The sequence below is a fragment of the Marinococcus salis genome (genome assembly GCF_054971365.1).
The window spans coordinates 1-15045 of the sequence record NZ_JBQOJB010000030.1; the positions used below are offsets into that span (position 1 = coordinate 1).

Sequence of the window (15045 nt, forward strand, 5' to 3'; positions counted from 1 at the left end):
GCTTTCGACGCCTCCACGGCCTCGTTCACTTCGTCCTTCGAGGAAAGCGGGACGCGGGCGATCACCTCACTGGTGGCGGGATTGTACACCTGGTCGGTGGCGGACCGGGAGGTCACCCATTCGCCGCCGATAAAATTTTTTAAGGTCGTTACTGCTTGTTCCTGCATAATAAAATTCCTCCTTTAATATAGTAAACTGTTTAAAAAATTGAATAAGCCATGACAGCCAGGAATAAAACAATACAAGGCACGACAACGCTTACAAAAAAGATTGGTTTATAAGATCTTTTGTGCGTTTCTCCACAAATAACTCTTACTGTGGTGACCACATAACCATTATGCGGAAGGGAGTCGATTCCCCCAGAAGCCAGCGCAGAAATTCTGTGCATGTCTCCCGGGTTCAGGCCCTGAGCCATGTAAATAGGCGCCAGGATAGGAAGTGCAATGCCCAGCCCACCGGATGCTGACCCTGTAATACCACATATTACTGTTACGCCTATAGCTAACCCTAATAATGGCGGCCCCGGCATATTTACCAAGCCATTAACCACGGTATCAAAAGCTGCCACCTGCGCTGCCACACTTCCAAAACCGACCACGGCACATGTATTTGCTAAAGCTACTAAAGCATTTTGCGTACCGGTAGCCAGGTAATCCCAAAAAGCCTGCAGGTGTTTACTCATACTAACACAAGCTAATGCGATTCCTGCGGTTAAAGCAATTAACAATGAAGACGTAGGATCAATAAACTGGGATAGAACATTCAAGATGATAATAACTAACACTAAAGGAGCGAACGCCAAGAAAATGTTCGGCAGTTTGGGTTGATGCTCCGGATCCGGATCGTGCTCCGGCTCGAGTTCTTCTGCTTCAACTGCCGCAGCGGTTTCTTCTTTAGTTTTATGAGAAGGCCCATACGGAAGAGAAAATTCCTCTCCATTGTCGCTGGCCTTTTTAACCATTCTCCCAAGCCACCAGCCGCCGGTTACCATCACCAGCAGGGCGCTTAAAATACCTATAACTCCGCCGGCTGTCGGTGCTGTATCAAAAAATTCTGTTGGTATAATATTTTGGATTTCCGGAGACCCCGGGGCTGTCATCGTAAATGAAATAGAGCCAAACACTAAAGCTGCCGGAATAAACCTATGGGGAAGATTTGCTGCCTGGAACAATGAAACAGCAATAGGATAAACTGCGAAGCCGACCACAAATAAACTTACTCCGCCGTACGTCATAATCGCAGCAGCAGCTACAACCGCAAAAACTGCCCGTTTCGCTCCAAGCTTTTCTTTCGTCCAATGGGCAATACTATCCGCCGCTTTGGTCTCCTGTATAATCCTTCCAAAAATAGCTCCGAGAAGAAATACTAAAAACCAGGAGGCAAAGTAATCAGTAAAACCAGTCATATAGTTATCCAACAGGGCATTCTGAAGGTTTAACCCTCCTGTAACCGCCACAACGATGGAACTAAGCAGTGCTGCTACGATGATATTAATACCTTTCATCGTAAGGTAAATTAACAGGGCAAGAGAAGCAATCAGCCCTAACATCCCCACAATACTCATTTTTCGCCCTCCCTTTTACCTCACGGTTTCTTCATCGTAATTATAGCTGTAGCAAATCCGGTACAATTCTTTCATTTCTTCCCCGGATGGTACCCTGGGATTTTTTTCTGGGCTGCCGCTTTCAAATGCATCTTTTACCATTTTATCAACAGCACTTTCAAATTGTGCTTGGTCAATACCCCACTCCTGCAGATTAGGTATCTGTAGATTCCGGCAAAGTTCTTTCACAGAACTGATGGCAATGTCTGCTGCTGCTTCGTTTGAATATTCTTTAGCTTCTGGCTTGAAAATTCTTCCTAAGTCAGCCAAACGATCAATGGCAGCTTCGCGACTGAATTCCATAACAGCCGGCAGCAGCATTGCGTTTGAAAAACCATGAGGCACATGGAAAAGGGCTCCGATTGGACGAGACATCCCATGCACTAAGCATACGGAAGAATTCGAAAAAGCCCATCCTGCCTGCAGCGCACCTAAAGCCATTTTCGCCTGGGCCTCCACGTCTTCTGGATCGTCATACGTTTTTTGCAGGTTCGGCACAATTAATTCCATTGCCGACAGTGACATCATATCTGACAGAGCGTGTGCCTTCTGAGAAATGTATGCCTCGATGGCATGACTTAAGGCGTCTACCCCCGTAGCAGCCTTCACTTTTGCAGGAGCTGATTTAGAAAGTTCAGGGTCAACAATGGCTGCCTCAGGCAGAAACGCAGGCTGCTTCACCATCATTTTCACTTCATTAGCAGTATTAGTAATGATCGTAACGTCCGTTGCTTCCGAACCAGTCCCGGCAGTGGTCGGAATGGCAATATGAGGGGAGGGGGCGTACGCAGCCTGTTTTTTTCCTCCCATATAATCACCTATATATCCACCATTGGTGCTGAGCACCGCTACCGATTTAGCCGTATCGATGCAGCTCCCTCCGCCTATTGATAAAACTACATCACAATCCTTTTGATGGAATAGTTGCAATGCTTCTTCTACAAACTGGTCCGTGGGTTCTGAGCCTACTCCGGTATACGTAACGCTATCTACCATTTCTTCTTGCAAATGAGTCCGGCACTTTTCAATGTATCCTAATTGATCCATCATTTGATCACTAATAATAAGCGCTTTTTTTCCCTTTTGGGCAGTTTCTTTTCCTACTTCCTGGAATGACCCTTTGCCGTAGTGAATAACTGACGGCGATTGAAAAGCTGTAGGTATATTCATTAAATTTCTCCTCCTTTATATCATTCTTATTGCAAAAAGCATGCCAACATTTAAACCCCTTTATAATAACGCTTACAAAAATAAGACTGTAGATTTTTTGTACAATCTACAGTCGACATGTCATTATAGTATACATTTATTTTAAATTATATTTTTTTAACTTTTGATAGAGAGTAGTGCGATGAATCCCCAGTTCTTTTGCTGTTTTCAATTTATTTCCGCTATTTTTTTCAAGCGAGTTATGAATAATCTGTTTTTCTTTTTCTTCATCATTTGCTTTCAACGTGGGGATTTTTCCTTCCACACTCCTATTTTCTCTCTCCTTTAATAAATAAGCAGGTAAATGTTTCTTTTCAATCACTTCTTCTTCTAATAAGACCACAAGATTTTCTATTACATTTCTCAGTTCGCGGATGTTTCCTTCCCATTTGTACTGAATAAACATTTGCAACGCTTCGGACGTGATAGTTTTCACCGTTGCCTGATGCTTGCTGCATATTGAAGTTAAATAGAAAGAAACAAGGGAAGGGATGTCTTCTTTTCTTTCCCGAAGAGGAGCGACGGGGATTTCTACGATGTTAATTCTATAGTACAAATCCTCCCGGAAGCTTCCTTTTTTTACTTCCTCATATAAGTTCCGGTTCGATGCGGCTATAATACGGGCGTCAGTTTGAATCGACTCCAGGCCGCCCACCCGTTCGAATTCTCTCTCCTGCAGCACCCGGAGCAGTTTCGTCTGCATATATAAAGGCATTTCGCCAATTTCATCCAAAAATATTGTTCCTTTTTGAGCCAATTCAAATTTCCCCGGTTTTCCTCCCTTTTTTGCTCCTGTAAAAGCTCCTTCCTCATAGCCAAAAAGCTCGGATTCAATTAAATGCTCCGGCACTGCTCCGCAATTGACGGTGACAAACCGCCCAGTTGAAAAAGGGCTCAATTCATGAATGCTTTGAGCAAACATTTCTTTTCCCGTGCCGCTTTCTCCGGTTATAAGCACAGTTATTTGCTTTTTAGCTACTTTTCGTGCCAACGATTTTGAAAGCATTGTACTTTCACTTTGTCCAATAATTTCATCGAGCGTGAACCGGGCACGGCGTTCTGCACTTATATTCACGACTTCGTTTGTTAACTGCTCATTTCTGTAGCTTTTTTGCATATTCTCATAGATTTTATACAGTTCGTTTAACCCTTCAAAGATAAGCATGCCAACTGCTCCCACCACTTTGCCGTTTTTCCATAGCGGAAGCCGGTGAACGACCATAGCCTGGCCATTAATATACTGGATAGCCCCTCGCTCCGGAAGGCCGGTCCGTATCGTTTGATGTAATTTTGTATTCTCTATGATTTCCTCCACTTGCCTGCCTATCGCATAATGTTTATCAATCCCAATAAAACGGCTGTACGCATCATTAAATTGAATAATAATTCCGTTGTGATCTACTACCGCCACTCCTTCGTAGGCTCTTTCAAGGACAATATCCAAAATTTCAGCCGTATGCTCGAGCCTGTCCGCCTTCTGTAATAAATCCGACAGACCATCCGATATATTATTCCGGTTCAGCAAGCCCAGTAATTTGTTATTTCCGTCCCTGACGATAAACCATGCCGAATTACTTCTATAAACATTCAGCAACGGCTCGTTTTGCTGAATGATAATAAAATCCTCCTTACCTAAAAAGTCAGCAACCGGACTGCTTCCTGCGTCAGCTAACAGATATGGAAGCAAAAGCCGCGGCGTAACGAGTCCAATTGGTTTATTATCACTGCTTACAATGACTACGCTTTCTTTCTGTGAGCCTGTCATCAATTCCGCCAGCTCCTGCACACTATTATCTGCCCCGGCGGTCAAAGGGGCAGAGTCCATCCAGTCCTGTACTAAAAAGTTATCTTCCAATTCTTTTATTCTTCTCTGTGGTTCAAAGCTGTTATTCAAAACAAGCCTCCTTGTTAAATTTTATTCTAATAATGAAGAGCACATGCCGCCATCGTAAATATAATCGTTTTCTTTTTTGTTATTTTACTTTATATAACTATGGCAGCGATAACATTCGTACTTTTAATTATCTTTAATAAACCAAAGCGAAAAACATCGCAGTAGAAATTCTTTGGGGGAATGAGCCCAAAAATGATACGTTATTTTCACAATTAGTTTTTTGTTTCTCTTGCATCCTTTTCCAGTCTATAAGCAGTTGCTCTCGAGTACACAACCGCTTCGAAAGGAATGAGCACTTGTGCTTCCACTCCCGCGTTGGTTTAAGATTATTTTCATTTTATTAGCATTCGGCGCCGCATTCTACTTTACTCACTTTTATTTCGAGGTCAGCCCCACCGATATCCGTAAGTTCGTATTATCATTTGGATGGTGGGCTCCAGTGATTTTCTTCGTTATTTATATGATTGGTCCTTTCGTATTTTTCCCTACTTCTGTACTTTCGCTCGGGGCAGGGCTTGCCTTTGGTGTCTGGCCCGGTGTTCTTTACATCATTTTCGGGGCTACTGGAGCAGCAATTACAGGCTATGTCACGGCCAGGTTGCTCGGCCGTTCAGTTTTGAGATTAGAAAATTTCTCCTGGTCGGAAAAACTGTTCAGCCAGATGGAAAAACGCGGGTTTATATATATTTTCGTATTACGGCTCATCCCAATTGTAAGCTTTGATTTACTCAGTTATGCAGGCGGGATTGCAAAAGTCCGCTTTAATTCCTTTATTCTTGCTACCGTACTGGGAATGGTACCGGGCACGTTTGCTTATAGTTTTCTTGGTGCCAGCATTGCGTCAGGCAATATTTTTATATTTATTACTGCTGCCGCTTTATTTTTATTGTTAGTCGGCATTACTTATTACTTCCGGGAACCCGTCAAACGATGGCTCGGCCTTGCCTCCTGAAAAATCTTGAAAAAGCTGTATTAATGGCCGGCCTATGCTTTCTTATCCGCATAATTTAAATAATTTACAGTGGAAAACAAATAAATCCATTTTTAAGGTTATAATGAATAATGAAGACAGCGTTGGCTGCAGATTTGTGAAGGTATTGTCCTGAAACATATAAACTCATAGATTAAATGTAGAAAAGCAGGGGTATCCGTATAGGGTATCCCTGCTTGTTCCCTGTATGAAAAAAGCTAATCACGACCGCATCTTAAATACTGCTTCGGTGGCGTAAGTCTTTTCTTCAGCTCTCTTTATGGCCCCGGTAAGGCAGGCCTTATTCAATCTACCAGGCAGCTGTCCAGAGAGCACGCCCCGTATGGCATTACAGTGAATGCGCTCAGCCCGTGGTTCTTTAAAACAGATTTTAATGCCGCCTCCCTTGAAGACGACGATTTCCGGCATTCCGTCGAACAGCGCCCCGGCCGCCTTGACGAGCTTAAAACTTCCGTATTGTATCTGGCGCCCCCGGATCGAGCTATGTGAACGGTTAAAACATTTACATTGAAGGCGGTATGACGTCGTTTAGTCTATAATACGGTATTTGTTTTTCCGGGATAATTTTTATTCTTAAAGCAGCAACAAAGAAAGGAGCTTTTTGATGTCCGCAAATTCTATCTTTGCTTTCGACGTATATGGCACTTTGTTTAATATTCAATCGGTCGACGCCACATGTGAAAAATATTTTCCCGGTCATGGGGAAAGCATCGGCCAGCTGTGGAGACAAAAACAAATCCAGTACTCCTTCCTTCGCCAGGCAATGGGAAAATACGTCCCTTTTTCCTCTGTCACAAGAGATGCCCTGCGATTTTCGTTAGCCGCCCACCATCTGGAATGGACGGCAGATACTGAGCAAACACTAATGGAAGCTTATAACCACCTTTCTCTCTATGAGGAAAGCCTGCACGTTCTGCAGAAGCTTAAAGATCAATCTTCTACCCTGATCGTATTCAGCAACGGCTCGAGAGATATGCTCGAGCCCTTGCTTGAACAGTCGGGTTTAAACGACTATCTGGATCATGTGATCAGCGTGGACGACATCAAGCAATTCAAGCCTTCCCCGGCATCGTATCAGCTCATTTTAGAAACTGTCGGGGCCCCGCGGCATGAAGTTACTTTTCTATCAAGCAACGGTTGGGATATCAGCGGCGCTAAAGCATTTGGTTTTACCACAGCCTGGATTAACCGCAGCGAACAGCCCATCGAAGAATTGCAGCTTCCCCCTGATTACCAATACACCACGCTCGCCCCATTAACCCAAGATTGATTAACATCACATTAAAGACGCCCTGCCATAGCCGCAGGACGTCTTTATTTTTCTTTACAAAACTCCGATTGTGTTCAGCAGAATAACGACAATGACGGAAATGATTGGAATCAATACAGCAACGACAAATATATCCTTATAGCTGTCTTTATGGCTCATGCCTGTAATCGTCAGTAAAGTCAGCACCGCTCCGTTGTGCGGAAGGGCATCCAGCCCCCCTGAAGAAAGCGAAGCAATACGGTGAAATGCCTCGGGATTAATCCCTGTATTCATCGCTATTTGGTAGTATTCTTCCCCAAGTGCTTCGAGCGCAATCCCCATCCCGCCGGAAGCTGAGCCTGTCGATCCTGCGAGAATGTTAACCGCCACCGCTTCGGAAATTAATGGATTGCCGCGTACTCCCATTAACAATGAAGTCAACTGGTCAAATCCCGGCACTTCCCTTACTACACTCCCAAAACCAACAGCAGCACTCGTATTAATGATGGCAAGCACGGAGCCGCTCGCTCCTCCGTTAATAGCCGGCACGAACTTTTTAAATTTAGAAAGGTTCAGCAGCATAATAAGTATTATTCCTGCAAGGAGTGCTACAACGATGTCCCAACCGAAAAGGTTCAGTGTTAAAAGCACTGTAATCAATGGCAGAATCGACAGTATAAATGGCGGGGCCTGTTCTTCTTTTTCCATCATGCTCTTATCCTTTGGTTCAGTGAAATGTTCTCCCTTTGCTGTCATCTGCTTCTCGCGCCACCGCAAATAAAAGTATCCCCCAACGGCCATCACCAGGGCTGCAACAATACCCATTAACGGGGCGGCCGTAGCGCTTGTACGGAAATATTCGATCGGAATCAGGTTTTGAATCTGAGGCGTGCCGGGCAAAGCCGTCATTGTAAACGTAAATGCCCCTAAAGCTACCGTCGGGGGCAGCAGCCGGCGGCTGATATCCGCTTCCCTGAATAGTGAAATGGCAAGCGGGTAGACTGCAAAGATGACCACGAATAAGCTTACACCGCCGTAAGTAAGCACCGCCGAAGCTACCAGAACTCCTAGAATTGCCCGTTTAGTACCAATCAGCTTTGTTAGAGCCACAGCAACAGAACGTGCCATCCCGGTGTCCTCCATCAGCTTTCCGAAGACAGCTCCGAGCATGAACACCGGAAACCAGCTTTGCGCGAAATCGACGAAGCCGCTCATATATGTGCCCGTATATGCATCAAGCAGGTCAAGCCCTCCCGTCAGCGCTACGATGCCTGCTGCCACCGGCGCCACCCAGATAATGGACCAGCCTAAGTAAGCGAGGACCATTAATGTTATTAAGCCCAGTAAAATTCCAAGCATGATTTTTCCTCCTTTTTCGCTTAAGCAGGTTCCTGCTTACTGCGCGGTGTACCCGCCGTCTATTAATACACTTTGTCCGGTTACGCTTTTCGCCTGATCCCCGGCCAAAAAAAGTGCATAATCTGCTACCTCCTGCGGGTCGAGCAGCCGCTTCTGCGGTACGAGTGGATAGATAACCTCCTCCAGCACTTTCTCTAAAGTCACGCCCCGGTCTGCCGCCAGATCTTCCAGTTGATTGCGGACAAGCGGCGTATCCACATACCCAGGACATAGAGCGTTCACTGTAATACCGTGCTCCGCCCCTTCCAGAGCCGCTACTTTTGTGAGACCGATTAGTCCATGCTTGGCGCTGTTGTATCCTGCTTTCCCAGCAAAGCCTATCACCCCATTGATCGAAGACATATTAATGATGCGGCCATGCTTTTGTTTTTTCATAATCGGAATGGCTTTTTTCGTCATGGAAAAAGGCGCAGTCAGCATGATTTTGGTCATTTTTTCAAAAGTTTCTGTAGGAAAATCTTCGAGCTTTGCCACATACTGCATCCCGGCGTTATTAATGAGAATGTCTACCCGGCCGAACACTCGCAGCGTTTCCGCAAAAGCTTCGTCTGCCGCATCTTCGTTAGTAACATCGCAGGCCAGTCCGATGCAGGTGAATCCTTCATCTTCAATCTCCCTGGCAGCAGTCTGTACTTTCTGTTGATCAATATCTGTCAGTACTACCTTGGCCTGCTGCCGGGCAAAGGCTTTTCCGATTGCAAGCCCGATACCGCTCGCTGCACCTGTGATAAAGACTACTCTTCCTTGAACCATGTTTATCACTCCTGATTATGTTTTTAAGTAACCGCTTACAAAACGAATTTCATTTTAAATTCGTTCTCTTCTTACTTAATTGCAAAAACCATGCCAACATCTGCTTTAAAAATTTTTACTTCGAAACCCCGCCGCTAATGTATTCTTTCACGAGGCAAGCTCAAAAAAATAAAACCATTCCAAAACAATGGAATGGTTTTCCGGAAACCTGGAAAAAACCGTTGTTATTCCAGGCCGTATTTCATGATTTTATTGTAGAGGCTGGACTTTCCTATCCCAAGCAGCGCGCAGGCTTCCCACTTATCCCCGTTCGCTTCTTTTAACGCCTGAACAACCGCCTGCTTCTCTGCTTCTGTCAACACCTGCTTTAACGGTTTCGTTCCCCGCTCTCCGTCTGCAGCAACCTTACCCGCCATACGTTCCGGAAGATCACTCGGCTGGATTGTTTCTCCTTCGGCAAGATGCACGGCTGCCTCAATTGTATTTTCAAGTTCCCGCACATTGCCCGGCCACGAGTAATCCAGAAAACGGTCAAGCACCTGCTCATCGAACGCCGTAATTCGTTTACCCAGTCTTTCTGTAACTTTTTGGAGCATAAATTTGCTAAGAAGAGGAATATCCTCCGGCCGCTCACGCAGAGAAGGTATTGTAAACGAGATAACGTTGATCCGGTAGTAGAGATCCTCCCGGAACTGCTGCTTTTCTATCAGCTGTTCGAGCGGCTGATTAGTAGCAGCAACCACCCGCACGTCCACCTGCCGGGATCCTTGTGCGCCGAGCGGCTCAATTTCGCCCTCCTGTAGCACACGCAGAATCTTTACCTGGGTGTTCAGCGGCATATCACCTATCTCATCCAGAAAAATGGTTCTCTGGTCGGCTAACTGGAATTTCCCGGGCTTTCCGCCCTTTTTCGCACCGGTAAATGCTCCTTCCTCATAGCCAAACAGCTCGGACTCAAGCAAATCCCCCGGTATCGCAGCACAGTTCACTTTCACGAAAGGCTTCATGCTTCTTTCACTCAACTTATGCAGCCCCTGGGCAAATAATTCCTTCCCGGTGCCCGTTTCTCCGCGCAGAAGTACGGACACATCACTTGAGGCTACTTTACGCACGTTTCGTTTTACTTCTTCCATTTCCGGAGACACACTGAGCGCATCATGGAGGGAATAAGACGTTCCATTCAGCTGCTCCACCTGCTTTTGGTACGATTCGAGCTCGAGCATTAAGGTTTTAATGTGCTGGTTCATTTCCGCCCATTCTTTTCTGTCCCGGAACATGACCAGTCCAAGCGCCCCAATAATATGCCCATTATTATACAAAGGCACGCGGTCGGCAATCATATAATTGCCTCTGATGTACTGCATGTTCGCTTTTTCTGCTTCTCCTGAAGCTACTACAAGATGCATGCGCGTGTTTTCTATTACCTCTGTCACATGACGCCCGACCGCTCTGGAGGCGCTTGTGCCGAGAAATTCATAATAGCGTTCATTCATATACGTAATGATTCCCTGTTCATTGACAATAACCACACAATGATGCAGACTGCCGAACAATATGTTGCAAATATGCTCCATGCCTTCTAAATGTTTCATGACTCCCACCCCATTATTGCGGCTGACGTTACTGATTAAATGTTACCGCTCCTGAAAATTTTTTCAATAGAACCGGAAACTTTATCTAACGAAAAAATCTCCGGCGGCCAATCAGCTTGCGACGGCCCGGAGATGTTTTTTAATTGCTTGTGCTCAACCTTGGTTAAATTCTTTCCACGACGGTGGCGACGCCCTGGCCGCCTCCGATGCATAATGCCGCCAGCCCTTTATCTGCCTGCTGGCGTTTCATCTGGTGAAGCAGGGTCACGAAAATTCTAGTGCCGCTTGCTCCGATCGGGTGCCCTAAAGCGATTGCGCCCCCGTTTACGTTCAGCTTTTCTGAATCAATATCCAGATCTCTCTGTACAGCAAGTGACTGGGCGGCGAACGCTTCGTTTGCTTCAATCAGGTCAATTTCTTCTATCGAAATGGACGCTTTGTCTAAAGCTTTTCGGATGGCCGGCACCGGCCCCAGCCCCATCACGCTCGGATCCACGGCGGCACTAGCATTGCTGGCGATACGGGCCATGCCTGTAATGCCCAGCTCCTTCGCTTTCTTTTCACTCATAACAATAATGGCTGCGGCCCCGTCATTAATGCCCGAGGCGTTGCCTGCGGTTACGCTTCCATCTTTTTGAAACGCCGGCTTTAATTTTTTGAGCTTTTCTACCGTGGTACCGCTTCGAATGTGTTCGTCCTGCGATACCTCGATGGGCTCTCCTTTTCGCTGTGGTACGTGGACAGCCACGATTTCCTCTTTGAACACTCCGTTATCCCTTGCTGCCGTGGCCTTCTGCTGACTGGCTGCGGCGAACGAGTCCTGTTCTTCGCGTGTAAAGCCGTACTCATGATTAATGTTTTCAGCTGTCACGCCCATATGATAGTTTTCCACCGCACACATCAGCCCGTCATGGAGCATGCTGTCAACGAGCTTCTGGTCTCCCATGCCAAAGCCGCTGCGCGCGTTCATCTGCAGGTACGGAGCCTGACTCATGTTTTCCATACCCCCGGCAACGACGATATCCGCATCGCCGGTCAATACGGCCTGAGCCGCCAGGTGTACGGCCTTCAAGCCGGACCCGCACACTTTATTAATGGTCATTGCAGGTATATTTTCAGAGAGACCGGCCTTTAAAGAAGCGACCCTTGCCGGGTTCTGCCCAAGACCTGCCTGAAGAACGTTTCCCATAATGACTTCATCCACTTCTTCCTTCGGAACGCCGGCACGTTCAAGCGCTTCTTCAATCACAAGCGCTCCCAGATTTACAGCCGGTATATCCTTTAAGCTCCCCATGAAGCCACCGACCGGCGTACGTACCGCTCCGCCAAGCAGAACATATTCTGTTTTCATTATTTTGCCTCCCGGTCTATCAGGGTTTCATCTATTGTAAAAGGAGCGTCTGTATACTGCTCCACGGTTTTTACATCTGCTCCGTTCAGTACTTCTCTCAGCACCATACCAGACGGGGTAAAATCAAAGACGTCCATATCTGTAATCAACCGGTCCACTACTTTTTCACCTGTCAACGGCAAAGCGCACTCTTTACGGATTTTTGATTCTCCGTTTTTGTTCGTATGAGTCATGATAATAACTACTTTTTGCGCTCCCTGCACGATATCCATAGCGCCACCCATGCCTTTCACCATTTTTCCAGGAATCATCCAGTTTGCCAGATCTCCCTGGCTGGACACTTCCATTCCTCCGAGAATCGCCAGGTCGATATGGCCGCCGCGGATCATAGCAAAGGATTCTGCGTTATCAAAAAAGGATCCTCCCTGTTTTACGGTCACTGTCTCTTTACCAGCGTTGATTAAGTCTGCATCCACATCATCTTCCCCGGGATACGGGCCAATGCCGAGCAGGCCGTTTTCGGAATGCAGAAAAATATTTTTTTCTGCCGGAAGGTAGTTGGCAATCATTGTCGGCATGCCAATGCCCAAATTCACAATCGTTCCGTCTTCAACTTCCTGCACCGCCCGCTGGATAATATTTTCTCTTTGACTGCTCATGCTCTTTCTCCTCCTTCTATGCCTGCTGGACTGTTTTGCGCTCAATGCGTTTTTCGTATAAGGTTCCAACAAGAAGATGCTGAACATACAGGCTTGGTGTATGAATAAAGTCCGGATCAAGTTCTCCAACATTCACCAGTTCTTCCACCTCTGCGATCGTAAACTTCCCTGCCGCTGCTGCCAGCGGGTTAAAGTTACGGGCTGTTTTCTGGTAGATGAGGTTTCCATAGGCATCGCCCTTCCACGCTTTTACAAGAGCTGCGTCTCCCTGAATAGCTTCCTCAAGAATGCACTGCCTGCCGCCAATAACTTTGTGCTCTTTGCCTTCGGCAATTGGAGTACCTACGCCTGTCGGAGTGTAAAAGCCGGGAATACCGGCCCCTCCTGCCCGTATGCGCTCTGCAAGCGTTCCCTGGGGGACGAGCTCTACTTCAAGTTCCCCACTCAAGTACTGCTCTTCAAAAATTTTATTTTCTCCTACGTAGGAAGCCACCATTTTTTTGATCTGCTTGTTTTCAAGCAGCAGCCCAAGGCCCCAATCGTTAACGCCACAGTTGTTACTGACCACTGTTAGGTTTTTCGTTCCTTTTTCAGCCAGTGCCTGAATGGCTTTTTCCGGAATGCCGCAAAGACCAAATCCTCCAACAATCAGGGTATCGCCGTCCTGGATGCGGGCTACGCTCTCTTCAAAAGACGTTTGTACCTTCGTCATGATATGAACTCCCTTCGGTTGTTTAATTGGTACTTCCACTTTACTAATAGCGCTTTCATAAGTAAAATAGATAAATAAAATAATTTTATTACTAAATAGAATAAGAGGTGCCGCATGGATATCAAACAGCTTCGTTTTTTTCTGGAGGTCTGTAAGGAGCTAAGCTTTTCCCGGGCCAGCGAGAAGCTTCACATTTCACAGCCGGCCTTAAGCAAAACGATTCATCAGCTTGAGAACGAAATCGGCCTCCGGCTGCTCGACCGCTCTACCCGTCATCTTTTTGTGACCAGGGAAGGGGAAATCATCCGCCAGCACGCCCAGAAAGTGCTTCGAAGCGCGGAAGATTTGTGGCAGGAAGCAGAGGAAATCAAACTGCATAAAAAAGGCAGCTTTACATTTGGACTTCCGCCCGTCATCGGCTCCAGCTTTTTCCCCGAAATTATTGCCGACTTCCGCAGAGTTCACCCCGAAGCGGGCATGCGTATCATCGAGGAAGGTGCCAAAATCATGGAACAGTCCCTGCTTGAAGGAAATATTGACGTAGGGGTAGCCATACTCCCGGTCGATAACGAACAGTTTGAGATACGTCAGATTATTGACCGGAAAATTCTCGCTGTTACCGCGGCAGATCACTCGTTTGCCGGACGAGAAAATATTCAAATGAAAGATTTAAAACACGAGTCCTTTTTAATGTTTCAGCAGGGCTTTTCTTTGTATGACCGGGTTTTCGAATCATGTATTCAGGCAGGCTTTGAACCTGACATTCTTTACGAAAGCTCCCAGTGGGACTTTTTATTTGAAAGCGCCATGGCCGGCCTCGGTGTTGCCCTGCTTCCTGAAACTGTTGTCCATAAAGCCGACACCAGAAATGTCTCTGTGCTTGCGGTAGATGATGAGCTGCTGCACTGGCGGCTTGCGCTTATTTGGCGGAAGCACAGCTACCAGACTCAGGCCGCCCAGGCGTGGATTTCTTTTGTGGAAGAAGCTTTTGCTTAATTTATATACCGTATTAGGCTGAATTTATAAAAACATTAATCCTACGCTAATAATCACACCACTAACTACGAGAATCCATAAACAAAAACCCATAATATCTCTTGCTTGTAAACCGGCAATAGCAAGTGCAGGTAAAGCCCAGAATGGTTGTATCATATTCGTCCAAGCATCTCCCCAGGCTACAGACATAACTGTTTTTGCTGGATCAACACCCAATACTTCACCCGCTTCAAGCATAATGGGTGCTTGTACAGCCCATTGTCCTCCGCCGGACGGTACAAAGAAATTTACTATCCCCGCGCTTAAAAAAGAAAAAAGTGGAAATGTTGCTTCTGTAGAAAATGCAATAAACCATTCTGATATTTGTACTGCAAGGCCAGAGGCTACCATCATCCCCATAATTCCAGCGTAGAACGGGAACTGGATAATAATGCCGCCAGCGTTTTTTACAGCTTCGCCAACACTACTTAAAAAATTTACAGGGGTTCCATGAAAGAAAATTCCTAAGGTCAAAAACATAAAATTTACTATATTTAAATTAGGCTCAACACCAAAATATGTTCTTGAAAAATATGTGCTTGATAAAAAGAAATGAAAAAACATCTGCCCCTCTGTTA

General features: G+C 46.1%; 13 protein-coding genes and 1 pseudogene. 4 read left to right on the top strand and 10 right to left on the bottom strand.

Annotated elements, in window-relative coordinates; genetic code table 11:
* Positions 1–199: 199 nt before the first annotated feature.
* The 3 genes from ACTTK6_RS15290 to ACTTK6_RS15300 all read right to left on the bottom strand — a co-directional run bounded on the left by ACTTK6_RS15290 (position 200) and on the right by ACTTK6_RS15300 (position 4706).
* Positions 200–1564 (bottom strand): GntP family permease, encoded by a 1365-nt coding sequence (locus ACTTK6_RS15290; protein WP_462833870.1) that lies wholly within the window; start codon positions 1562–1564, stop codon positions 200–202.
* Positions 1565–1579: 15 nt separating this feature from the next.
* Positions 1580–2773, bottom strand: coding sequence for an iron-containing alcohol dehydrogenase (locus ACTTK6_RS15295; protein WP_462833871.1), 1194 nt, complete (start codon positions 2771–2773; stop codon positions 1580–1582).
* A 136-nt stretch (positions 2774–2909) separates the two neighbouring features.
* Positions 2910–4706, bottom strand: a complete 1797-nt coding sequence (locus tag ACTTK6_RS15300; protein WP_462833872.1) for a sigma 54-interacting transcriptional regulator — start codon at positions 4704–4706, stop codon at positions 2910–2912.
* Between the two features lie 298 nt (positions 4707–5004).
* Between ACTTK6_RS15300 and ACTTK6_RS15305 the strand changes: the two genes are divergently transcribed.
* The 3 genes and pseudogenes from ACTTK6_RS15305 to ACTTK6_RS15315 all read left to right on the top strand — a co-directional run bounded on the left by ACTTK6_RS15305 (position 5005) and on the right by ACTTK6_RS15315 (position 6967).
* On the top strand, positions 5005–5658 hold the full coding sequence (locus ACTTK6_RS15305) for a TVP38/TMEM64 family protein (RefSeq protein WP_079475965.1): 654 nt from the start codon (positions 5005–5007) through the stop codon (positions 5656–5658).
* Positions 5659–5937: 279 nt separating this feature from the next.
* Positions 5938–6186 (top strand): annotated as a pseudogene (locus ACTTK6_RS15310) (SDR family oxidoreductase); the annotation flags it as partial.
* A gap of 115 nt (positions 6187–6301) precedes the next feature.
* Entirely contained in the window at positions 6302–6967 is a 666-nt protein-coding gene (locus ACTTK6_RS15315) for a haloacid dehalogenase type II (RefSeq protein ID WP_079475963.1), read from the top strand.
* Positions 6968–7021: 54 nt separating this feature from the next.
* On the opposite strand, the gene ACTTK6_RS15320 is transcribed toward ACTTK6_RS15315, so the two are convergent.
* The 6 genes from ACTTK6_RS15320 to ACTTK6_RS15345 all read right to left on the bottom strand — a co-directional run bounded on the left by ACTTK6_RS15320 (position 7022) and on the right by ACTTK6_RS15345 (position 13432).
* Positions 7022–8305, bottom strand: a complete 1284-nt coding sequence (locus ACTTK6_RS15320) for a GntP family permease (protein WP_462833873.1) — start codon at positions 8303–8305, stop codon at positions 7022–7024.
* 36 nt (positions 8306–8341) lie between these two features.
* Positions 8342–9118 (bottom strand): 3-hydroxybutyrate dehydrogenase, encoded by a 777-nt coding sequence (locus ACTTK6_RS15325; protein WP_462833874.1) that lies wholly within the window; start codon positions 9116–9118, stop codon positions 8342–8344.
* A 224-nt stretch (positions 9119–9342) separates the two neighbouring features.
* A complete protein-coding gene (locus tag ACTTK6_RS15330) occupies positions 9343–10710 on the bottom strand; it encodes a sigma-54 interaction domain-containing protein (protein WP_462833875.1) in 1368 nt (455 codons plus the stop codon).
* A gap of 163 nt (positions 10711–10873) precedes the next feature.
* Positions 10874–12061, bottom strand: a complete 1188-nt coding sequence (locus ACTTK6_RS15335) for an acetyl-CoA C-acetyltransferase (RefSeq protein WP_462833876.1) — start codon at positions 12059–12061, stop codon at positions 10874–10876.
* Positions 12061–12720, bottom strand: a complete 660-nt coding sequence (locus ACTTK6_RS15340; protein WP_462833877.1) for a 3-oxoacid CoA-transferase subunit B — start codon at positions 12718–12720, stop codon at positions 12061–12063. Before ACTTK6_RS15340 ends, ACTTK6_RS15335 begins: the two co-directional genes overlap by 1 nt.
* Positions 12721–12736: 16 nt before the next feature.
* Positions 12737–13432 carry a CoA transferase subunit A gene (locus tag ACTTK6_RS15345; RefSeq protein ID WP_462833878.1) on the bottom strand — a complete coding sequence of 232 codons (696 nt, stop codon included), beginning with the start codon at positions 13430–13432 and terminating at the stop codon, positions 12737–12739.
* Between the two features lie 114 nt (positions 13433–13546).
* Here ACTTK6_RS15345 and ACTTK6_RS15350 point away from each other — a divergent pair, with 114 nt between their 5' ends.
* Positions 13547–14428: a LysR family transcriptional regulator gene (locus ACTTK6_RS15350; RefSeq protein ID WP_462833879.1), complete on the top strand. Its 882-nt coding sequence runs from the start codon at positions 13547–13549 to the stop codon at positions 14426–14428.
* 24 nt (positions 14429–14452) lie between these two features.
* On the opposite strand, the gene ACTTK6_RS15355 is transcribed toward ACTTK6_RS15350, so the two are convergent.
* Positions 14453–15045: TIGR00366 family protein (locus ACTTK6_RS15355; protein ID WP_462833880.1), on the bottom strand; the 593-nt coding region annotated here is incomplete at its 5' end.